General features: G+C 49.4%; 25 protein-coding genes. 12 read left to right on the forward strand and 13 right to left on the reverse strand.

Translation table 11 applies throughout. The features are described 5' to 3' along the window. Positions 1-79: 79 nt before the first annotated feature. Both QXT02_RS03215 and QXT02_RS03220 read left to right on the forward strand, forming a co-directional pair. Entirely contained in the window at positions 80-445 is a 366-nt protein-coding gene (locus tag QXT02_RS03215) for a hypothetical protein (protein WP_342811900.1), read from the forward strand. After that, positions 429-1,475: a hypothetical protein gene (locus tag QXT02_RS03220; protein ID WP_342811901.1), complete on the forward strand. Its 1,047-nt coding sequence runs from the start codon at positions 429-431 to the stop codon at positions 1,473-1,475. Before QXT02_RS03215 ends, QXT02_RS03220 begins: the two co-directional genes overlap by 17 nt. 2 nt (positions 1,476-1,477) lie before the next feature. Here QXT02_RS03220 and glp read toward each other — a convergent pair whose 3' ends face one another. The 5 genes from glp to QXT02_RS03245 all read right to left on the reverse strand — a co-directional run bounded on the left by glp (position 1,478) and on the right by QXT02_RS03245 (position 4,474). Then, positions 1,478-2,713, reverse strand: a complete 1,236-nt coding sequence (gene glp, locus QXT02_RS03225) for a gephyrin-like molybdotransferase Glp (RefSeq protein ID WP_342811902.1) — start codon at positions 2,711-2,713, stop codon at positions 1,478-1,480. A 1-nt stretch (position 2,714) separates the two neighbouring features. Continuing rightward, a complete protein-coding gene (locus QXT02_RS03230) occupies positions 2,715-3,230 on the reverse strand; it encodes a MogA/MoaB family molybdenum cofactor biosynthesis protein (RefSeq protein WP_342811903.1) in 516 nt (171 codons plus the stop codon). Then, positions 3,227-3,661: a cyclic pyranopterin monophosphate synthase MoaC gene (gene moaC / locus QXT02_RS03235; RefSeq protein WP_342811905.1), complete on the reverse strand. Its 435-nt coding sequence runs from the start codon at positions 3,659-3,661 to the stop codon at positions 3,227-3,229. Before moaC ends, QXT02_RS03230 begins: the two co-directional genes overlap by 4 nt. A gap of 89 nt (positions 3,662-3,750) precedes the next feature. After that, positions 3,751-4,032 carry a hypothetical protein gene (locus tag QXT02_RS03240; RefSeq protein ID WP_342811906.1) on the reverse strand — a complete coding sequence of 94 codons (282 nt, stop codon included), beginning with the start codon at positions 4,030-4,032 and terminating at the stop codon, positions 3,751-3,753. 19 nt (positions 4,033-4,051) lie between these two features. After that, positions 4,052-4,474: a YkgJ family cysteine cluster protein gene (locus QXT02_RS03245; RefSeq protein WP_342811907.1), complete on the reverse strand. Its 423-nt coding sequence runs from the start codon at positions 4,472-4,474 to the stop codon at positions 4,052-4,054. A 241-nt stretch (positions 4,475-4,715) separates the two neighbouring features. Between QXT02_RS03245 and QXT02_RS03250 the strand changes: the two genes are divergently transcribed. After that, positions 4,716-5,963 carry a hypothetical protein gene (locus tag QXT02_RS03250; protein ID WP_342811908.1) on the forward strand — a complete coding sequence of 416 codons (1,248 nt, stop codon included), beginning with the start codon at positions 4,716-4,718 and terminating at the stop codon, positions 5,961-5,963. Here QXT02_RS03250 and QXT02_RS03255 read toward each other — a convergent pair. The 3 genes from QXT02_RS03255 to QXT02_RS03265 all read right to left on the reverse strand — a co-directional run bounded on the left by QXT02_RS03255 (position 5,953) and on the right by QXT02_RS03265 (position 7,119). After that, positions 5,953-6,120 carry a 30S ribosomal protein S27ae gene (locus tag QXT02_RS03255; RefSeq protein WP_342811909.1) on the reverse strand — a complete coding sequence of 56 codons (168 nt, stop codon included), beginning with the start codon at positions 6,118-6,120 and terminating at the stop codon, positions 5,953-5,955. The two genes, QXT02_RS03250 and QXT02_RS03255, sit on opposite strands and share 11 nt — an antisense overlap. A 2-nt stretch (positions 6,121-6,122) precedes the next feature. Then, positions 6,123-6,479, reverse strand: a complete 357-nt coding sequence (locus tag QXT02_RS03260; RefSeq protein ID WP_342811911.1) for a 30S ribosomal protein S24e — start codon at positions 6,477-6,479, stop codon at positions 6,123-6,125. A gap of 82 nt (positions 6,480-6,561) precedes the next feature. Then, positions 6,562-7,119 carry a GTP-dependent dephospho-CoA kinase family protein gene (locus tag QXT02_RS03265; protein WP_342811912.1) on the reverse strand — a complete coding sequence of 186 codons (558 nt, stop codon included), beginning with the start codon at positions 7,117-7,119 and terminating at the stop codon, positions 6,562-6,564. A gap of 16 nt (positions 7,120-7,135) precedes the next feature. Here QXT02_RS03265 and QXT02_RS03270 point away from each other — a divergent pair, with 16 nt between their 5' ends. Continuing rightward, entirely contained in the window at positions 7,136-9,973 is a 2,838-nt protein-coding gene (locus tag QXT02_RS03270; protein ID WP_342811913.1) for a DEAD/DEAH box helicase, read from the forward strand. An 80-nt stretch (positions 9,974-10,053) separates the two neighbouring features. Here QXT02_RS03270 and QXT02_RS03275 read toward each other — a convergent pair whose 3' ends face one another. Beyond that, entirely contained in the window at positions 10,054-11,328 is a 1,275-nt protein-coding gene (locus QXT02_RS03275) for a threonine synthase (protein ID WP_342811915.1), read from the reverse strand. Positions 11,329-11,418: 90 nt separating this feature from the next. Between QXT02_RS03275 and QXT02_RS03280 the strand changes: the two genes are divergently transcribed. Continuing rightward, a complete protein-coding gene (locus QXT02_RS03280; RefSeq protein WP_342811916.1) occupies positions 11,419-12,000 on the forward strand; it encodes a hypothetical protein in 582 nt (193 codons plus the stop codon). 216 nt (positions 12,001-12,216) lie between these two features. Beyond that, complete coding sequence (locus QXT02_RS03285) at positions 12,217-13,188, forward strand: sugar phosphate isomerase/epimerase family protein (RefSeq protein WP_342811917.1); 972 nt, start codon at positions 12,217-12,219, stop codon at positions 13,186-13,188. A gap of 23 nt (positions 13,189-13,211) precedes the next feature. Here the strand turns inward: QXT02_RS03285 and QXT02_RS03290 are convergent, their stop codons facing one another. Beyond that, on the reverse strand, positions 13,212-13,823 hold the full coding sequence (locus tag QXT02_RS03290; RefSeq protein WP_342811918.1) for a proteasome subunit beta: 612 nt from the start codon (positions 13,821-13,823) through the stop codon (positions 13,212-13,214). Between the two features lie 176 nt (positions 13,824-13,999). On the opposite strand from QXT02_RS03290, the gene QXT02_RS03295 reads away from it, so the two are divergent. Then, positions 14,000-14,671: an OB-fold nucleic acid binding domain-containing protein gene (locus QXT02_RS03295; RefSeq protein ID WP_342811919.1), complete on the forward strand. Its 672-nt coding sequence runs from the start codon at positions 14,000-14,002 to the stop codon at positions 14,669-14,671. Continuing rightward, entirely contained in the window at positions 14,672-15,898 is a 1,227-nt protein-coding gene (locus tag QXT02_RS03300; protein WP_342811920.1) for a tripartite tricarboxylate transporter permease, read from the forward strand. Between the two features lie 31 nt (positions 15,899-15,929). Here QXT02_RS03300 and QXT02_RS03305 read toward each other — a convergent pair whose 3' ends face one another. Next, positions 15,930-16,394 (reverse strand): Holliday junction resolvase-like protein, encoded by a 465-nt coding sequence (locus QXT02_RS03305; RefSeq protein ID WP_342811921.1) that lies wholly within the window; start codon positions 16,392-16,394, stop codon positions 15,930-15,932. Positions 16,395-16,477: 83 nt separating this feature from the next. Between QXT02_RS03305 and QXT02_RS03310 the strand changes: the two genes are divergently transcribed. Then, positions 16,478-17,131, forward strand: coding sequence for an adenylate kinase (locus QXT02_RS03310; protein WP_342811980.1), 654 nt, complete (start codon positions 16,478-16,480; stop codon positions 17,129-17,131). A 138-nt stretch (positions 17,132-17,269) separates the two neighbouring features. On the opposite strand, the gene QXT02_RS03315 is transcribed toward QXT02_RS03310, so the two are convergent. Continuing rightward, positions 17,270-18,127, reverse strand: a complete 858-nt coding sequence (locus tag QXT02_RS03315; RefSeq protein ID WP_342811922.1) for a DMT family transporter — start codon at positions 18,125-18,127, stop codon at positions 17,270-17,272. A gap of 104 nt (positions 18,128-18,231) precedes the next feature. Here QXT02_RS03315 and QXT02_RS03320 point away from each other — a divergent pair, with 104 nt between their 5' ends. Both QXT02_RS03320 and QXT02_RS03325 read left to right on the forward strand, forming a co-directional pair. After that, positions 18,232-18,432, forward strand: coding sequence for a hypothetical protein (locus QXT02_RS03320; RefSeq protein ID WP_342811923.1), 201 nt, complete (start codon positions 18,232-18,234; stop codon positions 18,430-18,432). A 4-nt stretch (positions 18,433-18,436) separates the two neighbouring features. Then, positions 18,437-20,143 (forward strand): U32 family peptidase, encoded by a 1,707-nt coding sequence (locus tag QXT02_RS03325; RefSeq protein ID WP_342811924.1) that lies wholly within the window; start codon positions 18,437-18,439, stop codon positions 20,141-20,143. Between the two features lie 10 nt (positions 20,144-20,153). Here the strand turns inward: QXT02_RS03325 and QXT02_RS03330 are convergent, their stop codons facing one another. Continuing rightward, positions 20,154-20,510: a hypothetical protein gene (locus QXT02_RS03330; RefSeq protein WP_342811925.1), complete on the reverse strand. Its 357-nt coding sequence runs from the start codon at positions 20,508-20,510 to the stop codon at positions 20,154-20,156. A gap of 73 nt (positions 20,511-20,583) precedes the next feature. Between QXT02_RS03330 and QXT02_RS03335 the strand changes: the two genes are divergently transcribed. Then, on the forward strand, positions 20,584-21,261 hold the full coding sequence (locus QXT02_RS03335) for a diphthine--ammonia ligase (protein ID WP_342811926.1): 678 nt from the start codon (positions 20,584-20,586) through the stop codon (positions 21,259-21,261). Position 21,262 lies beyond the last annotated feature (1 nt).

A 21,262-nucleotide genomic window follows, 5' to 3' on the forward strand; every position in this document is an offset into this window, starting at 1 on the left:
CCAGGTAACCCGTTACCGGAAAAATAGTGAAGTCACAATTAATCCTTTTAGAACATCTAACTAGATTAACTTTGATTACATGGGGGCCTTAGACTATCTAGCCATGGCTGTTCTCGCTGCCATTTTCATCGGCTTTGGCTTTGCCATGTATTTCAATTATCAGCAGGGCGCTGCCGAGAGGGAATTTGAATTCCAAGCCCAAACTCTGGCCGAGCGAATCAGAGCCATGGCATCTCAAGATGTCGGGGCAACTGAATATATGGAAATTTTCGTTCCGGCAGGATGTGAACTCGCATTCCATGACAACTCAGTGACAATAAAAATTGGCAGCAATTCAAGGAGTTTTCCTGTAGGAATCCAAGTCAGCGGGGTCGAATACAGCGGGCAAAAATTAAACCTTATCATCCGCCGTTCTGAGGATGGAGTATATGTCAGTACAAGCTGATGAAAAAGGCGCCCACAATCTGCCCCTGATAATATTATTTGGTTCTACTCTAGCCATGCTGTTCGCCATTTTGTTCATCTCCGTGTATGATCAGCAGCTTAATGCCTTGGTCGATCAGCAGGCTGAATCACTTGTGGATGAACTCGCCAAGACTGCCTTTAACTCAACATCCGGGGGGCTGTACTACATGGACCTACCGAAGGACCTAGGTGGCAGCACCTACTCCATCAACGTAAAGGATAACAGCATTTTTGTGGTGAACATCCTGTCGGGCAGAAGAGCGGGGGTCTCTTATTCAGCCTTGGTTAACTCCACCATCACTGTGGAGGACGAAAACTTCTTACCCGGAGGCCGAATCTTTTTCATGTTCAACGGAAATACCATCATCATCAGCGCCTCACCCATAACAGCAAGTCCGGATAAAATGATCCGCGTTTCAGCCACAGAACCGCCACAGTTCTACCACTTCTCCAAAAAGTCACCCAAAGAAGCCGCCGCAATCGTTGCCGCTTATTTTAACACGGAGGAACACTACCCTGAAGAAAATTTGGCCGTTCTAGCCTACACTTGGGAAAGTGAAAGCTCCATTCTGGTAAAGATAAGAAAAGATGCCGAAGATATCATCATGCGCGTCACCGGCAGTGAAAACCTGACCAAGATTGGAGCGATCGAAAACTGGTGGGTCGTTGTGTCTCTGGAAGTCGCCGCAATTGATGACAACTTTAATTGGATGGCCTGCCCATCGCTAGAGAACGCTTATCTAACTGGATGGTTGCACGCTCCCGAAGCAGTTCTCAAACATCTCAGATCTAGAACATGGAGTCGTGTAAGCGACAACTTAATCGTGGTCGTGCCATCAGACGCCAAAATTCAGGCCTCCGCAGTAACGACAAAGGTATCAACTTACCCTGCTTGGAGAGTTCAGTTCGGAGATTATGTTATCTTTTACCAGATGCTTCCCTGGTGGGAAATGGAAAACACTGCCGGGTTTGTCTTCCAATCGTCACCCGAGCTTAAACCGCTCACATGACTTCAAGAATACAACACTACTTCCACTTCTTGCCCGGCCTCGAGTCTTTCCACATTTTCCGGCACCATTATAAAACCGTCTGCTCTGGTCATTGAGCTGAAAGCACTAGAGCCAGTTATCGCTATCGGCTCGGCTAAAATTGCCCTCTGCTCCCGCCTCAAACAGACTCTCACCACCTCAAGCCTGCCCAAAGCAGAACTAATCTTGCGCGCCAGCTTGGCCCGGACACGGCAACGACCAAAATCGGGAGGTAGACGCTGCATTGCCAAAAGGGCTGGTCTGACCAGAAGCTCAAACCCCACCAGTGCCGCTGCCGGGAACCCTGAGAGGGCAAAAACTGGTTTTCCTCCAACTATCCCAAAACCCGAGGGGCTCCCTGGCCTGGTCGCCACCCCGTGGAAGAGTAACTCACCGATTTCGGCTATTGCGTCGGGAACCAAATCCTTTTCCCCAACGGAGCTGCCACCGGAAACAATAACCATGTCGTATACAGCCGCCTTACGCAGAGTTCGCTTGATGACTTCGAAATCGTCCGGAGCGATTCCTAAGATTTTCGGTAGCCCACCGCAACTTTGAACACAGGCCGAGAGTGAATGGGCGTTTGCGTTAACCAACTTCGCTGGAGGCGGTTTTTCGCCGGGCTCCACCAATTCACTGCCTGTGGCTAATATCCCAACAACAGGTTTTCTGACCACTTCTATCCTTAACTTGCCTATCGCCGCCAACATTCCTATCTCCTGAGGGCGGAGCAACTGGCCTTTTTTCAAGGCAATCTCGCCGGCACGGACGTCCTCACCCATGGCTGAGACATTCTTGCCTGGGGTGACTGAAACGAACACCTTAAGTCTATTGCCATCCAGCTTGGTATTCTCGACCATCACCGCTGCGTCGGACCCCAAAGGCATCACGGCACCGGTCATTATCTTTGCCGCTTCACCTTTTTTCAAACGAAGCTTGGGCTGAAAGCCGATCTCAACGGAACCCACCACGCGCAGTTCCACCGGTCTCTGCACGCTGGCCCCGAAGGTATCGCTTGCCCTGACAGCGTAACCATCAACGGCGGAGCGGTCGAACGGAGGAACATTAACCTCAGAAACCACGTCCTCAGCAAGAACTCGGCCCAGACCTTTTTCTAATGACACGCTTTCTGAGTCCAGCGGTTTTATCTTAGAGAATATTATCTTAAGCGCCTCGGAAAGCCTCGTGTACTGGGAGAAGCCGCGCATTCTGACTGACATCTCATTCACGCGCATGCTTGACGATGTGCCCCAGTTCAGGAAGGATCAAACTCATGCCGGTTTCGACGGCATTAGGGGCTCCGGGAAGGCAAAAAACTGGCTTGCCTTTGATTATGCCTGCAGACGCTCGAGTCAGTAAAGCGGGTGTCCCCACCATATCATAACCGACCCGGCGAAGAATCTCTCCGAAACCTGGGAGCTCCTTCTCATAGAGCGGGGTTATCGTCTCTATTGTGACGTCTCTCCTAGCGATGCCCGTCCCACCGGTGATTATTATTGCATTGATTCTGTCATCCTTTAAAAATTCCTTCACCGCTCGGCGAATCTTCGTCTTTTCATCAGGGACTATCATCCTCAGCGCTTCATGACCGGACTCCCGAGCTTTCTGGACGATGATCTTTCCAGAAACATCTTCATCCAGTCCTTTCTCCATCGCTGCCGACCTCGTGTCGCTGACCACAAGCACGGCGATCCTGAGCTTTTTCGGTGCTTTTTTTCTGTGTTCCTCAAAACTCAACTTTTCACCTTCTTAACCACGCGAATCTCTTCTATAGCTGTGGTTGGATATTGACCCGCCTCATCTTTTTCCAACCCTTTCACCATATCCCAGATAGCTAGAAGCGCTCCGGCCACCCCAGCTAAAGCCTCCATTTCAACTCCAGTCTGCCCGACGCTTCTTACCTCCACCTCGGCACGGACGCCGTTGTCTTCAATCTTGAGGTCAACATCAACACCTGTGATCGGGATGGGGTGGGTAAGAGGAATCATATCGGTTGTCCTCTTCACAGCCATTATCGCCGCCGTCTGCGCCACCGCAAAAACATCTCCCTTTGGTACTTCCTTTGATCGTATTTTTTTCAGGGTTTCTTTCTTAAGACGGATGAAGCCGCTGGCACGAGACATTCGAAACTCCTTCTTTTTCCCCCCAATGTCGACCATATGGACCATGATATCACTTTAGAAAAATCGCTGTAGCGAAATATAAGTTTGGGTGGAGATATAATTGGCCTAAAACCGGCCACAACTCTGATGTGTCGCTAGTAATACATGGGGCTGATGTGGCGCTCCTCAACCGGCATCCAAATGAAGGTTCTCCCCATCTTTTCGCGCCTGACTCTTCCCGAACACTCCAAATGCTTCAGTACTTGATTGACCTCCCTGACCTTCCAGTTTAAGGCCTTGGCAATATCGGCCGAGTTGTACAGTCCGAATCTCCTGACGACAAACTCCACCACGCTTCTCTTTATCTCCATGGTTAGATCTTCCTCGCTCTCGAAATCGTCTTCCTCTTCCTCAACGTAGATTGGGGCCTCCCTCATTTAAATCACCAATAACAATTCAGCTAGTCTTTAATTTAAACTGCGCCTCTGTGACCAAATCTTCAAAAACCTCCTCGGACAAAACCTCTCCCAACCCAATGCCAGGACAATCATCAGCAAAATTGAAAATATATTTGTTATCCTTCTTACAAACTGAAAAGGGATAAAAGCGACAAACCAAAGGACGAATATCATAAATTCTGCAAGCTTTACCATCCAAAAAAAGGCATTTACCTCCCCTCTTTTTCATCTTGTATTGATAAGCTCCTTTATTTGAAATCGGTGTCGCGAAAGCGAGAGGACTCAAACCAGTTTTTTCGGAGATCTCCTCGACCTCACTTTTGGTCAGAAGCAGGTTTCTGCCGCGATGCGATGTGTCGCCGCAGCATCTGGCACATCGCTGGCACTCAAAGCGCATATTTTTCGGCACGAGAAGATTCATGGTTAAAACTCTCGAAACATAAGATATAACTTTTTCGCTTTTGATCAAATTTAAAACCAAATTTTTACGCCGCTTGTGGAAACAAACAGGCCCACGTCTGCCTAAAATTGAAAAAACTTTAGTCTTCAAAAATGACCAATTTAAAGGAAGCGACCGGTGCAATAAACTAAAAAACGTTTGGAGATAATTGGTATCAATGTTCTTAAAAAGAATTTTCAGCAGGCCTCCATCGCCTGAACCCATGGTGGAAAGATTAACCGTGGATTCTCTGCGAAAACGAGTGATAGTTTTGAAGGAGGAAAAAATTAAAAAAAGTAGGCCAGAATTGGGCGCCCTAGTGCAGGAGACTAACAAAGAATGTGCCGCTCTCTCTGAAAGCCTGAAAGAGCTTCATAGATCAGACCCGGACGAGGCGGTTCATTATGGTCTCGTGAAAACAGCGATTGAGGCCAGAAAGCTTTTTTACGAGAAGATTTCGCGAGCCATCACCATCATGGAGTGCGCACAGGAACTCACGGGGGCTTCTATTCCGAAGATAAATGAAAGATTTTCTAAAGCCACTAGCATCATCGGCGACGCTATGAAAGCACACGGACGCTATGTGAGGGCGGTATTCGTAAAAAAATATTCTGAGTTTGAGTTCCACTTGCGCAAACTGTACGAACTAGTCACGCAAACTCAATCGATTCTCAACAGGATTATCGGCGAAATGAAAGCTTTAGATGATCTCATTTCGGAAATTTCAGCCTATCAGCAGATACAGCTGGAGATGGAGAAAATTAAGGAAAACATCGCTTCTTTGCAAGACAACAGCAGAAAGATTGATGCCGAAATCAATGAAGCAGTTTCTCAACTCGCTCGACTTAAGGGAAGTCCAGAATTTAAAAAGATAACTGAATCGGCTGAAGAACTTGAGAGAACTAGGCACGAAATAAACAGAGAAAAGGAAACGGCAACAAGCTTAATCTCTGAGTTGAACCGGCCGTTTCGAAAACTGGAAAAAATCTTAGACGCCGGTGAATATCAAATGGGCCCAGAGACTCGAAGGATTCTAGAAATTTGTATATATGAACCCACAGAGTTGATTTCCTCCGATGAGAAGCTAACCCTTTTTGAGAAACTTCTCCACGAAACAACTAACCTCGCCAACTCCGGTAAGATAGATCTAGATAAGCGAGAAAGAAAAAACTTAGAGATCGCAACACGTTTTCTACCGTCGAGGCTGAAGAACATCAAAAATAATTTAGCCACTTTGGTGGAAAATGCTGAAACCAAGAAAAAGGAATCTGAAAGCCCTGTATTCGATCAAGCCGGCAAACTGGAAAACTTGATAAAAAAGCTTGAGGAGGAGCGCAAGGAGGCTCAAAACACTGTCGATGAACTCAAAAACAGGGTTAAATTGAAGGAAGAAGAACTGGTTTCCAGAAAGAACAACTTGCAGAAGCTTGCCAGCGAAGTCCTAGGAACAAGAGTGGAAATCACTTTTTAAAATCCGTGTACCCGCATTTGCCGCAGGACCATCGGTTTTTGTGGTCCGCCATGAACACTCCTGGACCACAACGGGGACACTGAGGTCTCTGACGCTTCAAGGTTTTTCCATTCAGTTTGTATAGCCTCGACTTCGATGCTTTAACCTTCTCGGCCATATTTATCCTTCTCCTTTACTTGATTCGCTCTTAGTTGGAGGCGCCTTCTTCTCCGGCTTCGCCTCAGCGGCTTTTTCCTCCTTAGGCACGCCGCGTTTAAACAGATACTCGGGCTCCATAGACTCCAGCTGCTCACGTGTGCTGTAGACACGAGCCACCCCAGTTGCCACCTGACGACCATGTGAGCTAGTGAACCGCTCAACCACCAGAAGTTCCTCAGATGTTCCCAGAATTGATGCCAGCTGAGGCTTGACTTCAAGTCGGCTGGGAGTCGGGGCCCCCGAATGATCTATCCTAAACTCGACCTCGACCCTCTTAAGCAATGGATTTTCTGTCCTTTTGATCACTTCAATCTTCACTTTTATCCCCTTCTCAATAGAACTATACCAAAATAAACCCCACGTTTTAAATTATTTGGGTTGGGTAAGATCGCCGGTTGTATCATCCCTCAAATTGGCTCAGGATCTCCCGAAATTCTTGGCGCTTTTTTTCATCGACCTCGATCAAAACGACTCCTTGTCTTGGCTGTCCGTACACCACAACCGACCCATCCTGTGAGGTGAGCACCGCCGGGATTGTGGCAAGATCCTCTTCACCCTCCACGATGATCTTTGTGGGCGGTTTTGCCGACTCCACCGCTTTCCAGAGCTCCGGAGATATCGAGGCGGCAGGGTTCCTAACCTGAATAACTTTGGCTTCAAAGGATTCTAATGTTGACTTAATCTCCTCACCAGCCGGAGTTCTCATGATAACTAAATCTATCACAGCGATGTCGGGTTTAAACCCGGCAATGAGAAAGCCATAGGTTACCATATCGCCGACCGTGATCAACCTGTTGGGCCTGATTCTACGAAGACGATCAAAAACATCGTCTAGGTTGGTATACAGTATGCCCAATGGTCGCTGAAGCCTTGGACGCAGACTTTCCGGCAGCTTCAGTATTCTATTTTCAAGCATGCGTATCAGCATCGTTGGATTTATAACCTCAATTAAATACATCGTTTGAGCTGAATAAATGGATGTTTTTTCCCAGTTGATAGAGCCGGTGAGGCGGGTCATCAAGGGCATGGGGATTAGCAGCCCCACCAAGCCACAGGAGCTGGCCCTACCCGCTATCCTAGGCGGAAAAAACGTGCTACTGGTTGCTCCCACCGGTACTGGAAAAACCGAGGCCGCCATTCTTCCGGTACTTAGCCTTTACCTGTCGCAAAAGCGGGCCGCAGGAATCGAGATACTTTACATCGCCCCGCTCCGGGCACTGAACCGTGATATGCTCAGCAGGTTCACGAAAATCTGTGAAGCTCTGGGAATCACTGTCGCGGTCAGACACGGCGACACACCAGCGGGCGAACGGCAGCAGCAGAAAATGGAACCACCCAAAATGTTGATCACGACGCCAGAAACTCTTCAAGCCATACTGCCTGGAAAAATTATCGGAAAACACCTGAAAAGCGTTCGGTGGGTGATTATAGATGAAATACATGAGCTGGCCACTGACAAGCGTGGGGTTCAGCTAGCTGTGGGTTTGGAGCGCCTCTCGGAAATAGCCGGCAATTTTCAGCGCATTGGACTCTCGGCCACAGTCGGTTCAAAAAATGAGATAGCAAAGTTTCTGGTTGGTTCTGACCGCCAAGTGGAGATTCTGGATGCCTCGATGGAGAAGAAGATTAAAATCAGGATTGAGAGCCCCCTGCCATCCAAAAATGATATCGGGCTTGCGGAGCGCCTCTCTGTTGACCCCACGATGGCAGCGAGGTTCAGAAGGCTTCATGAGCTGATCGATAAACATGGCTCAGTCCTGATCTTCGTCAACACTAGGGAGACAGCAGAAACATTGGGATCTCGCCTTAAATTGCTCGAACCATCGCTGAAGGTAGGCATCCACCATGGTTCCTTGGCTAGGGAAATCAGGATCGAGGCTGAAGAGGGCTTCCGCAGCGGCCGTCTGAGAGGACTCATCTGCACCTCCTCCATGGAGCTTGGAATCGACATTGGGGCGGTGGATTTGGTGGTCCAGTACATGTCGCCGCGCCAAGTGACTAGATTAATTCAACGAGTGGGCCGTTCAGGCCATCGTGCCGAAGCTAGCTCGGAAGGAATTATAATCGCGGCCAGCCCGGACGACGTTGCCGAAGCTATGATCATCGGAAAGAAAACGTTGTTGGGTGAACTAGAGCCAGAAAAATTCCACTGCCTCCCGCTGGATGTCTTGGCCCACCAACTGGTCGGGATCTCCTTGGATCGGGGCAGACCGAGCATCGAGGAGGCCGTCTCGTTGTTGAAAAGGGCCAGACCATACCAGAGTTTGGACGCGGCTACTGCTGAACGGGTGTTAAAACAACTTGATTCAGAAGGCATGGTGAGATTAGAAGACAAACATTTTAGGCCCCGCAAACCCGGATTTTCTTACTATTTCACCAATTTGTCAATGATACCGGACACCCGGCGCTACACGATAAAGGACATCGTCTCAGGAAAAACAGTTGGCACTTTGGATGAGGAATTTGTCGCCTATCACGGGGACCAAGATCTAACCTTCATAATGAAGGGCGAAGCTTGGAAAATAATTGAAATTGATAACGAACGTGGGCAAGTGTTGGTCGAGCCGAGCAACGACCTGTTGGGAGCCATTCCGGCCTGGGAAGGAGAGCTAATTCCGGTGCCTTTTGAAGTCGCCCACGAAGTTGGTTCCCTTAGGTCGAAGATATCTCAATTGCTAAAAAAGGGCCACGCTTGCGAAGAGATAGTTTCTGTACTTGCCAAGGAATACCCAGTGGACAACCAAGCTGCGGGTTGGTTGGTGGAGTATATTAATGAGCAAGTTACCAGCGGTACCGTTCCCACGCATGAAGATATCTTAGTCGAAGCTAGCGGTAACTTTGTGGTCCTGCACGCTTGCTTCGGTAGTCTCGTCAACCAGACCATGGCATTGATTTTAGCGGCCCTGCTGACAGCAAGAACGGGGGCTAGCGTCACTGTAAAGGTTGACCCCTATCGAATTGCCTTCAAGCTGGCGGTTAAAGCCGATCCGGAACTTATCAAGACGATTATCACTGAACTCAAGCCGGAGCATCTGTTACCCCTCCTAAGGATAGCCTTGAAAGACAGCCCAATGTTCAGGTGGCGTTTAATTCAAGTTGCGAAGAGATCTGGGGCGATAAAGAGGGACGCCGACCTGACTCAGTTAAACTTACGTCGTTTGGTGGTCCATTTCGAGGGTACACCAATCTACGAGGAGGCTCTGAAGGAGATGACGGTGGAAAAACTCGACGTTGAGAAAACTGTGGAAATTCTCAGGCTTCTAAGATCAGGGGCCATCAGAATCTCGACGTTAAGCGGCGAAGAACCGACGCCGTTAGCCTGGCCTGTGTTGAACGAAATATCGGGGAGTGAACTAATTCTGCCCAAAAAGGCTGAGCGGGAGATCATCCGCGCTCTCGTTAGGCGTTTGGACCAACAAATTGTCAGGCTTCACTGTCTTAACTGCAACCAATGGTCTACAACCACCAGAGTCGGGCGCGTCGAGGACCCTCCGATATGCAAGAACTGCGGGGCTAGGCTGATCACCCTGCTGCCTCGAGAAAATCGCGTACTTTTATTGGCAATAAAAAAACATGCGGCGGGGACAAAGCTCAACCGGGAAGAAGAACACCGGGTTAAGCGGTCTTTCCAGGCCGCAAACTTGGTCCTGAGCTACGGAAAACGGGCGGTGATCGCCCTGTCCGGCCGCGGCATTGGGCCTCAGACTGCGGCCAGAATTCTCAGCAAAAACTCCTCGGATGAAGCCTTTTACCGAGACATCCTTCAAGCGGAAAGAATTTACTCACGCACCAGACGTTTCTGGGACGTGTGAATCAACCCACACCAGACCTCCAAGAAGCCAATACATTTTCATTCAAGTCAATTTTTATAAACAGACGCTTGTTCAATTGATCAAGCCAAAATCCTAGTGCCGCTTTTTCCCATTTCTACTAACAGCTCTCGCAACTGCTCTAGCCTTGAATCTATCATTACCGGTTTCTCAACCATTTTCATCGCGGTGGCCACATCCTTGAGCCCACCGCCTGTGACTTCGACCACAACGATATCGGAACCCGAGATAACGCCTTCATCCAACAACCTCTTCAATCCCGCCAGACCGGCTGCTCCGGAAGGCTCAGCAAAAATACCCTCGCTTCTGGCCAAGCGCTTAACGGCTTCCAGTATTTCCGCGTCGCTTACGGACGCTGCTGTTCCATTGGAGCGCTTGATCGCGGGGATTGCGGTATCGGCGTCCCAAGGGTAGGGATCAACCAGTCCGCCCGCTACCGTCTTCGGGTTGGGCCACGGTTGTATCTCGTATGGTGGCGTGCCTTCCTTAAATGCCTTGACAATCGGAGCACAACCCTCAGCCTGAATCGCGACGAGGCGTGGCACTTCCCTTGTCAGACCCATCTGCTGGAATTCAAAATAACCCTTAGCATTGCCCGAAAGAAGCGTGCCGGCTCCGGTGGGGACGATTACCCAATCGGGCACTTGCCAGCCCAGTTGCTCGCAGACTTCATAGGAAATTGTCTTCGAGCCCTCGGGCTGATAGGGGTTGAAGGCCCCACCGCTGGGGATCGGATGCCAGCCGAATTTCTTCCAAGATTCCTGCATGAGCTTGTAGGTCGGGTCACCATTGCTGCGCTCCTTGGGCTGAACGACATGAGCACCGTGCATCAAAAGCTGAGCTACTTTGCTCTCTGGGGCGCCAGCGGGAACAAAGGCGTGACACTTGATGCCCGCCTTGGCCGCATAAGCGGATAGAGCTACAGCGGCGTTACCACTTGAAGCACACACCACTGCGCGAGCCCCAAACTCCACAGCTTTTGATACGCCCACACTCATGGGCCGATCCTTGAACGAAGAGGTCGGGTTTCTGGTCTCGTCCTTTAAATAGAGGTGCTTCACCTTTAGCTCCTTCGCCAGACTTGTCGCCGGAATTAGTGGCGTCCCCCCCTCTCCAAGCGACACAATATTTTTCCGGTTCATCAACGGCAGCAGCTCAAAATACTTCCAGACACCACTTTTTCTTCTGGCGAGTTTTTCTCTATTGATTTCCTCCGCAATGAGCTGATAATCGTAAATCACATCGAGCTTCCCGCCGCAGCTCCTGCAGACATATAGGTCCTTGGCTGGCCGGTATCTTCTCCCGCACCTGAGACATCTGAGTTCTGAAAAGGGCAACTTCTCACCCGCCTTCTCTGTTTCCCAGAAGATAATGAAGTGCCCTGTAGTTTTAAATCCCCCTACGCTCAAACTTGTATGGGAGATGGGATGACAGTTGATATCTGGATCGAAATCTTCCTTGTCGCAATCATTCTAATTCTTCTGGGCTGGATACTCTACTCAGGTGGTGGCTCACGTCAGCGCAAGTTACAACAGGAGATCGAGGCCCAGCGTGAGGAACTCAGGCTATTGAGGGAAGCCAATGAATCGCTGCGCAACGCCCTTGGGCTCAGTGAAGAAGGCAAGCTGAGGCGCCATCAAGAGATATTTCAATTTCTGAGAGACTTGGAGAGCCTTCGCGCAGCCATAGCTGGCTCGACCATCTCCCAAAAGGTGCTTCGAAGCAAATACGGCGATGTTGAAGGTTTTGAGCTTCTCACCCGAATAATGGACGCTAGGCCGAACATAGACCCCGCAGTGAAGAGGAGAATCGCGGACGAAATTTTGGTTGGTGAAGCCGGAAGAACAATAATGAAGGCCTTGGATAAGGGAGCTTCGATAGACCGGGCGGCCTCCGCTGCTGGCATGCCGCTAATCGTGGCCAAAGGACAGATAAGAAGGCTCCAGATGCTGGGTTACTTGGACTCTAGGCTCAAACCGACCGAGCAGGGACGTAGGGCTTTGGAATGAAAAGTCATTGAAAACATTTTATCGATCTCCCTAGTCGAGATTCCGGACGAACCTCTTGCCATTTCTGGGGAGTCCTGCTACTGGGCCATTTAAGTCCGATCTTGCTAAAAAATAAGAGGCCTGAGTCATAATGACGGGCATAAAGTTGCCCACTGACGGTCACTAACACTCCCGTAAAGCGTAAAAAGTAGAGTAATAGTTTATACTGGGATAAAAATGGTTAGCCTCGGCCGAAACTTCAAAAATTGCCTCCTGATAGAGCACCTAGACGAGCGGGAAAAGCTCGCCTTCATTAAAGGGGAGCTAAGTTTAAGTTCAATAAATCCAAAAGTGCTAAAAAAAGCCAAGTTGAACGTTGAAAGGCAGATTGAGATAATTACTGATCTCGGGATGTCCCATCTTGAAATCGAGCTGGATTCCACCGATGCCTACTTGGATTTTTACCCTGAAAAAAGGGAGCGCATCAACGAACTGGCTAAAGCAAACGAGCTGACTTTGTCCGTGAACCTGCCCCACTCATTCACCAACGGGGGCATTGGCTCGCTCAGGGAAGAGGACAGGGAAGCTGCAACGGAGATTCAAAAAAAGCACATTCAACTCGCCGCTGATATCGGCGCAAAATATGTGAGTCTATGCCCTGGAAACGTTCCTGCTGAAAACAGGACCGGGAATTATAGGGAGATGGTACACAACTCTTTGGTCAACAGCTTGGTGGAACTGGGAAAATTTGCCAACGAGCTGGGCCTAGCCCTTCACCTGGAGAACAACGTCGCCTTCGATGGCATCTGCTATGAAATCGATGAATGCCTCAGGTTGGTGAAAAGAGTAAGGGAGCAGGGTGTGCCCATCTACTTCAACTTTGACATTGGAAATTGGCTGACCAATGCTGAATTTACCCGACAAACAATGGCACATCCGGAAAGCTCCCTTGCATCAATATCGCCCGATTATATCAAGGAGCTTCATCTGAGCGACTATGTCCCAGAAGAAATGACCTTGCGGCCGCCATTGCACCTAGAACTGGGGATGATGAAACATTATAATCTGGAACACTACGCTAGGCTAGCTAAAATAAAAAAGGCAGAAACCGTCGTCGTGGAAACTGAGATCAAAAGCTTGGAGCAGGCGATAAATTACAAGGATGTTCTTCGCAACGAAACGGACTACCTGTTCCACATCTTCAGATAGGTGCAGCCAGGTTGTTTAAAAACTTACTTCAGTAGCTTGGCAACTTCTTCCTCAGAGAGTTCCCGGTAGCCGTTCTTATCGATGACCGCCACCATCGTCTTCTCGCCTGTGGCCGCATCCCTCTCTATTGCCGTTTTTATCGACTGCGCCGCCAGCTTGGCACATTCCTCTAGCGACATATCGTCCCGGTACATCTGCTCGAGCACACCGTAGGCAATCGTCGACCCTGTTCCGGCGCTGGCAAACTTTTCCTCCTCGATCTTCCCACCGACGGGGTCAAGGAAGTATAGACAAGGCCCCTCCGGGTCTATTCCCGAGATAACACCTGCGACTATGTAAGGAAAAATTCTCCTGCCAAAGAGGAGGTTCGACGCCACCTGGACTAGACCTTTGGTCGTGATGGGACGACCCCGATTCAACCGGTAAAGGTTGGCCTCGGCCCGAAGCAGGCTCACAAAGCTCTGGATGTCGCCGGAGCTTCCTGAAATCGCGGCACCGATGAAATCATCCAGCTTGAACAGCTTGGGAACCCTCTTGCTAACCACGAGATAATAAGAGGTCCCTCTAGTGTCAGAGGCTAGCGCTATGCCCTCCTTGCATCTCAGGCCCACGACGGTTCCGGTGAATCCAAACATAAAGGTCAAAATTAACTAAACCCACGGGTTATAATAATTATCGCCTAACCAGAAAACTAGCGGGACCACGCCAGTGTTTTCTCAGGTGTTGTCAACCAAACAACGCCAGTGACTATATAAGCTAATCTTTCCGATATTCTTCATTTATTAATGCCCCGCGCGCAAAGCTCCGGCGGGTGAAAGTGGAGGTGAACACGACCAAGCTAAGCCTGATATGTTCCTTGGTGGGCTTGGTTGCTATATACGCGGCCGCTGTTACAGTCCGACCCAAGATAACCCCAATCGCTAGCCTGAACGAAAGTTTCATCGGACTCAGAGTTTCCGTTTCAGGTCAAGTTGTCGACTACCGTGACCACAAGGAGGGCCACCTTTTTCTCAAGCTGAAGGATAAATCCGGGGGGCTGGTCAATGTGCCGATATTCTCCAGAACTCGTTCGCAGCTCGAAGAATCAATTGAACTTCTTGACATCGTGGAAATAACCGGAGAAGTTGCCCTTTACCAAGGAGAACTTGAGGTAATCCCGGAGGGGGCCAAGCATGTCAAAATTGTGCACACGGCACCGACAAAGCTTTCTGAAATCGGCAAAGAAAATGCAGGCGCTCCGGTCAAGGTACAAGGTATAATTTCCAAGCGAGAAATCGTTGGGAGCGGTAACCTGGTGCTAACATTGGAGAATGACGGGAACAGACTGCCGGTTTTCGTCCCCTCTTGGATCGCCGAGGATGGTTTACCTGAGGTTCACGTCGGCGATACTGTCCGAGTTGATGGCTGGATTCAGCTCTACAATGGGGAGGTTGAGCTAAAGCTGACCAATGCCTCGCATCTGCACTTGGTTGAGGATGCTTAGATGCTGGAAACGCTCGCTTACGTCATGGCGGGTGTGGCGCTGGGAACGTTAACCGGACTGATACTAGGACTCCACGTCAACAACCTGACCCCGATCTTGATCGCTCTGGCCGCCGGTGCCTCGAGGGAGATGGTGGCCTTGATAGTCGCGATGTCGATCACAAATGCTTTCATAAGTTATATTCCCTCAACTTTCCTCGCCGCGCCTGAAGAGGGCACCGAACTCTCCGTGTTGCCTGCCCACCGACTTCTCCTCGAGGGGAGAGGATATCAGGCAATCAGGCTCTCGGCAACCGGTTGCTTGGGTGGTGTGATGCTATCCGCGGCGCTGGCCTTGCCGTTTATGCCTGCCCTTGGTCCGATTTATGACCTCATCAAGCCACTGATGCACTGGTTGCTCCTCGCCGTCACCGGTGTAATGATCTCCCTAGAGAGGTCTTGGAATAAAATTGTCTGGGCGTTAGCAATTTTTCTAGTGTCGGGGCTACTCGGCCTTGTCTCCCTTGACTCCGGCATCATGCCTGCTGACACCGCGCTGCTGCCCTTACTCTCAGGACTTTTCGGAGCCAGCGTGCTGCTGCCCAGCATTATCAACTGCAGCTCACTTCCTGAACAATACACGGATGAGAAAGCGATTAAAATCCAAACTGGTCTGAAACCTGTCTGCGCTGGGACTGCCGCTGGAATCCTAACCGGAATTGTGCCAAGCATCGGCCCCTCCCAAGGTACCGTGCTGGCCCAGCTGGTTGCCCGCTCTAGGGGCACCGAAGAATTTCTGCTGTCAGTAAGCAGCGTGAACACCTCTAAGGCCATTTTTTCCTTCCTCGCGATTTTTGCCATCGGAAGGGCCAGAAGCGGGGCTGCCGTTGCTGTCCAGAAGATCATGGAGGCCGGCAACGTCAACCCGCTGCTGATAATTGGTGTGGCTCTACTCGCCGGAGGCATTGCCGCTATCCTAGAGCTCCAACTGGGAAAGCTCGCCGCCGGGCACATGGACCGACTACCCTACCGGGGCCTCGGTGTCGCCGTCATGACTTTTATATTGGGACTTACCTTTTACTGTTCTGGGTTAATCGGGATTCTGGTGCTGGTTACGGCCACAGCAGTTGGAACGCTGCCCGCTTTAACCAAAGTAAAAAGAACCCATTGCATGGGGGTGCTCATGCTGCCCTGCATGCTCTTCTTCGCCGGAGCAAAGAATATCGCTTTAACCGCACTTGGTCTCTGAAATAATTCCATGTTCAAAAAAAGCATTAAATTTATTCGCCTTCCAGTTCACCCAAATGAATTGTCTCCCAACTTACCTTGCCCGCCTCGATCACCTGTTTGAGTCTCCGCTGCAGCGGCGTGAGTTCGGCACTCTTACCGGTCTTAATGTCGACGAAAGTTACTCTTCTTGGTTCCCCCTCTTTATAGCCATCGAAAACCACATAGTCCACTGGGGAGCCCAGAAATCTAGCATCGGCGGGCTCGTGCTTGAAAATGGGCAATAGCGGAGCGAGCTGCTCACCTATCTTTCCCTTAAGCGCCGCCCGGCTTCTCTCAAGAACCTCCTGCCTGATCCTCCACTCGAATTCCGACTTCCAGCGTTCAAATTGGACCGACAACCGCTCCCGCAGATAGAGAAAACAGAGAAGGATCCCTAAGAAAAAGCCCAAAATAAAGATTATTATCTCGATAATCCGCTCACCCCCTTCAATAACCCCGTATCTCTCAACTCTCAAGAGCCTTTCCTCAGTTTACGACAGTTTATTATAGAGGTGCTCAAATAGATTCTTGAACCGGAAAATTTGACGAGGCGATGAAGGTGAAATTGATAATGCTAGGAGCACCGGGATCGGGCAAAGGCACTCAGACCTCAAGGCTAAAATCGATGCTTAGCATCCCGGCCATCTCCACGGGTGATATCTTTAGGAATGAGATTAAAGAGGGGACGGAACTGGGGAAAAGAATTAAAAAATACCTAAACGACGGCCAGCTGGTTCCAGATGAAATCGTGATCGAGGTAATAAAAGAAAGGATCAATCAACCTGACTGTAAAAATGGCTTCATTCTTGACGGATTTCCCAGGACGCTGGAGCAGGCCAAGACCCTGGATAAAATCGTGAAAATAGATGCCTGCATCAACTTAGCGGTACCGAAGGAAATCATCGTGAAAAGGCTATCGGCGAGGAGAATCTGCCGGAACTGCGGGGAGGTCTACAACCTCTTGGTTCTGAAGCCAGAGGTGGACGAAATTTGTGATAAATGTGGCGGGCCTTTATTCCAAAGAGATGACGACAAAGAAGAGGTCATCGAGGAAAGGTTTAGGGTATATGAAAAACAGACCGAGCCTCTTTTGGAGTACTATAGAAAAAGGCTACCGATAATCACCGTCACCTGCAATTCCGTGGATGCGCCCCCGGAACTGATAACCAATCAAATCATTAATGGTCTGAAGAAGCTAAAATTGATAAGTTAGAACCTGGCTGGATAAACCCGTTCCAAATTTCGATTCCTTCCCAATCTCTGATCAGTAAATTCCAAAGCGCACCTTCAACCGGCTTATTACGCACGGCCGCGAATTAGCTTAAATAATTTACCAATACCGACACTGCTATTATATCGACAGCAGAACCAACCCGACCAAAACAGCGCAGATGCCTATCTTCTGGTTAATCTCCACCATTTCTTTGAAAAATATCCTCGCCAGAAGGATGGTGACGACAGGGAAAGTGGCCGCGACTGGAGCCACGATCGCGGTGAACTCTGAAGCTACGCCCGCTCCATAAGCGGTGAAAGCCGTGGCCTCCAGAATTCCGACTACCACTACCATCGGGACGAAGCTTCTGGGGTAAGAGATGTCTCTATTTGCAAAACCTGAATACATCAGCAAGCTAAAGACGGTGACGGCCTTGACTAAGAGAACTGGTAAAAACCAACCGAGTTCGGCTACGAGAACATCAATGAAAATATAGTGTACGCCCCAGGCCACCATCGATATCGCTGCAAATTGCGCCCCGGTGGCAAGATTTCTCAACCTGAGCTTTAGCAAGTCACGGAATTTAAATGAGGTCAAAAAAACTCCGGAAATGGTCAAAACAACTCCGATCGCCTGCGACCGTGAAAGGTTTTCGCCGAGAAAAGCTAGGCTCAAAATGACCGTGACCACAACCCAAGAGGCCGAAACTGGGCTGACTATGGAAACCTTACCAACCTGCAGTCCATGATAAAAAGCCAAACAGGCGACCACGTTAAGAAATCCCGCGAGCAAAATGATTATCACCAAGTAAAATGATGGAACGGCAAGACCGACTAAAAAAGCCACGGCGATTAAAACGAGAAGGCCAACCGCTTGACCCCAGACAAGTGTTTTGAACACTCCGGCCCTTCTAATTGCTCTGGCGGCAAAGAAATCAGCTATCCCCCAAGAAAGCATCGCAACCAGCCCAAACAGCACTCCTGACGAGATATTCATCGAATCCCCTAAATCCCAATCCGCGTTTTCTCCAAAATAAGTGGCGGCGCACCGATATCATGTGGATCAAGTCTTTTACAAACCGAGGTTCAATTATCGACTGGATGTCGAGAGTGGAGCTGGTTCTGCCCGCTGGAGATGAGCTGTGCTTAAGGGCCGCAGTAAAAAATGGAGCCGACGCCATCTACCTCGGCCTAAGTAGATTCAACGCTAGGATGTTGGCCGAAAATTTTAACGAAAAAACAATCTTCAGTGCGGTAGACTACTGCCACGAGAGGGAGGTTAAAGTCTACGTGGCCTTTTAACACCTTGGTCAAAAATGAGGAGCTGGAGGACTATTTCAAGCTAATAAACGTGGCCTATTCAGCGGAGGCGGATGCCATCATTATTCAAGACCCCTGTTTTGTCCCTTTGCTCAGGCAAAACTTTCCCGATTTGGGCATTCATCTGTCCACCCAGGCGACAACGGTCAACAGCTACTCCATACCTAAAGATATCGACCGAGTCATTCTCGCCAGGGAGCTGAGTTATGATGAGATAAAAGCAATATCTCAGAAATTCCCCACTGAGGTCTTTGTCCATGGGGCGCTTTGCTTCAGCTACAGTGGACAGTGTCTATTTTCCTCGCTTGCGGGCGGCAGAAGCGGCAACAGGGGGATGTGCGCCCAGCCCTGCCGAAAGAAATACAACAACAGATATCCGCTGAGCACCATGGATCTCTGCCTTCTGCCAAAGCTTCCTGAGATCATCGAGGCCGGCGTTACTTCCATGAAGGTAGAAGGAAGGCTGAGGGGCCCTCTCTACGTGGGCACCGTGGCACGAATCTATCGTAAGTACATCGACGCCTACTATCAGGGAAAGTTCAACATCGAGAGAAAAGATATCGAAGACCTCATGGTGGTCTTTAACAGAGGATTCACCACGGGCTTTGCCTTTAACGATAACGTTGTGGACCCAAAGAGGCCGATGAATCGGGGGTTGTTCCTAGGCACTCTCAAAGGCGGCAAATTGAAGCTCAGGGCTGACCTGAAAATCGGTGATGGTGTGGCTATCTGGATTAACGGTGACATTATTGGCTACAAAGTAAACAAGATCTTAAAGGACGGCACCGAGGTCAGCCAAGCTTTCACCGGCGATGAGGTCGAGATTGATATCAAGGGAGCAAAAGACGGATCTCCGGTCTACAAAACCTCGTCAGTTGACATCAAGCTTGAACTGGGTGAGGAAATATGGCCTGTGGAGCCCAGACTCAGGCCGAGAAAAATCACCTTACCTAAGTTTAAGGCCGTTGAAAACGATTCAAGGATTATGATCTTTGTCAAAGCACACGATAAGGAAATGGTCCTAGCCGCCGAAAGGGCCGGAGCTGATGTGGTTTACTACGATGTCCTCAAGGAGGATTGCAAGCAAGTTAAAAACTTGATGAGGAAATCCCGTTTCTTTGTTTACACGCCACGAATCCTCTCCGACAAGCAAGTGACCGAGATAGCTGAAAAAATAAGCCAAATAGAGCCCGCCGGCGTGCTGGTAGGTAACCGTGGTCTGTTAAAATTTTTAAGTGGGTTTGACCTGCACTTAGATTATTCCTTCAACTGTTTCAACGATGTCGATCTTCAATGTTACCCAGGCGTCCCCATCATCTCCCCCGAGCTTAACTTTAAAGAGACGATCTCCCTGAAAAATAAGCGTTTCATCGTGATGATACATGGAGACATAATCCTGATGAGCAGCAAACAAAAATTAGGGGTTAAGGAACTCGTCGACGAACAAGGCAGGCGCTTCAGGGTTAGAATCAATCACGGCATCACTGAGATTCTCAACTGGAAACAGCTGGGGCTCTTCAACAAGGCTCGAGATTACGTTCGGGCCGGCATAAAATACTTCTACATCGATGTTGAAAAAGAAGTGGACAAATTCATCCGCATCTACCGAAAGATACTGAACTTTGAACCATTTGACGATCACAACATTAAGAAAGGTTACACGACGGGACACTTTAGCCGAGGAGTACTTTAACACCGATAGGTTATCTCGGTCTTAATTTCATGGCGCGGCGAAGGTAAACCATTGAAGAAACGATTAAGACGATCCCAACTCCGACAAATATCACCCTATCCATCAAAGCCAGAGCCCTGGAGACTGACTGCCAAAGCAATCCCGCGCCCAACGTTGCCAGAATGGGCAGATAGGTTACGATGGAGTTGCCTCCGAACCTCTTTTCCAAGCAGTCTCCTATCAGCGGTAGATAGGAAATGGTGAGGACTACGCCAACGACAAGCATGACCAAGTCTGTCATGAACGAAACGGTGTAAAGCTTGGATCCCTCCAGCATCAAAAAGATTCCGACCACAAGAATAACAATAGCTATCCAAGGCCTCCTCACTCGGGCACCACAATTGACTCTGAATCTATCTATTTAAAGTTGCAATCGAATCCTCCTGATTGGTCGTGCCAAGATGAGGGTTGCCGTGCTCTTTACCGGTGGAAAGGACTCAACTTATGCCACTTATCTCTCCCTTAAGAAAGGCTTTGAGGTGAAGTATCTCATCACCATGGCATCCAAAAACCCATTCTCTTGGATGTTTCATTCCGTAAACATCAACGCCACCAAGCTCCAAGCCGAGGCGGTGGGGATCAAACAGATTATGAGACAAACGCTGGGTAAAAAAGAATACGAGCTGGAGGATCTTAAAGGAGCCATCGAGGAAGTAAAGGGAGAGATAGACGGAATCATCAGCGGCAGCATCTCCAGCTCCTACCAGAAGAACCGAGTTGACCTGATCGCTAAAGAGCTGGGCTTGGTCTCCCTATCTCCACTTTGGGGTCTAGATCCGGTTGAGCTCCTTCGCGACATGATAAAGGTGGGCTTTGACATCATCATTACTAGTGTGGCCGCCCAAGGATTTGGCCCAAGCTGGCTGGGAAGGAGAATCGACGAAAAAGCTGTCGAGGAACTGGAAAAGCTGTGCCAAAAGTACGGGATAAACCCAAGTGGTGAAGGAGGAGAATATGAGAGCTTCGTTTTAGATGCACCCATATTCAGAAAAAGGATCGAAATCATCGACGCGGAAAGGATCTGGAGCGGGACCAACGGGTATTTACTTATCAAACAAGCTAGGATTGTGGAGAAGTGAT

Source organism: Hadarchaeum sp. (SeqCode) (assembly GCF_038871235.1).
Taxonomy (GTDB): Archaea; Hadarchaeota; Hadarchaeia; order Hadarchaeales; family Hadarchaeaceae; genus Hadarchaeum.

Coding starts and splice junctions, on each gene's coding strand:
- moaC (WP_342811905.1), bottom strand. CDS start 3,661: ATGGTCCATATGGTCGACATTGGGGGGAAAAAGAAGGAGTTTCGAATG.
- QXT02_RS03255 (WP_342811909.1), bottom strand. CDS start 6,120: ATGGCCGAGAAGGTTAAAGCATCGAAGTCGAGGCTATACAAACTGAAT.
- QXT02_RS03335 (WP_342811926.1), top strand. CDS start 20,584: ATGAGGGTTGCCGTGCTCTTTACCGGTGGAAAGGACTCAACTTATGCC.
- QXT02_RS03215 (WP_342811900.1), top strand. CDS start 80: ATGGGGGCCTTAGACTATCTAGCCATGGCTGTTCTCGCTGCCATTTTC.
- QXT02_RS03280 (WP_342811916.1), top strand. CDS start 11,419: ATGACAGTTGATATCTGGATCGAAATCTTCCTTGTCGCAATCATTCTA.
- QXT02_RS03270 (WP_342811913.1), top strand. CDS start 7,136: ATGGATGTTTTTTCCCAGTTGATAGAGCCGGTGAGGCGGGTCATCAAG.
- QXT02_RS03245 (WP_342811907.1), bottom strand. CDS start 4,474: ATGAATCTTCTCGTGCCGAAAAATATGCGCTTTGAGTGCCAGCGATGT.
- QXT02_RS03285 (WP_342811917.1), top strand. CDS start 12,217: ATGGTTAGCCTCGGCCGAAACTTCAAAAATTGCCTCCTGATAGAGCAC.
- QXT02_RS03265 (WP_342811912.1), bottom strand. CDS start 7,119: ATGTATTTAATTGAGGTTATAAATCCAACGATGCTGATACGCATGCTT.
- QXT02_RS03300 (WP_342811920.1), top strand. CDS start 14,672: ATGCTGGAAACGCTCGCTTACGTCATGGCGGGTGTGGCGCTGGGAACG.
- QXT02_RS03250 (WP_342811908.1), top strand. CDS start 4,716: ATGGTGGAAAGATTAACCGTGGATTCTCTGCGAAAACGAGTGATAGTT.
- QXT02_RS03320 (WP_342811923.1), top strand. CDS start 18,232: ATGTCGAGAGTGGAGCTGGTTCTGCCCGCTGGAGATGAGCTGTGCTTA.
- QXT02_RS03315 (WP_342811922.1), bottom strand. CDS start 18,127: ATGAATATCTCGTCAGGAGTGCTGTTTGGGCTGGTTGCGATGCTTTCT.
- QXT02_RS03220 (WP_342811901.1), top strand. CDS start 429: ATGTCAGTACAAGCTGATGAAAAAGGCGCCCACAATCTGCCCCTGATA.
- QXT02_RS03290 (WP_342811918.1), bottom strand. CDS start 13,823: ATGTTTGGATTCACCGGAACCGTCGTGGGCCTGAGATGCAAGGAGGGC.
- QXT02_RS03240 (WP_342811906.1), bottom strand. CDS start 4,032: ATGAGGGAGGCCCCAATCTACGTTGAGGAAGAGGAAGACGATTTCGAG.
- glp (WP_342811902.1), bottom strand. CDS start 2,713: ATGTCAGTCAGAATGCGCGGCTTCTCCCAGTACACGAGGCTTTCCGAG.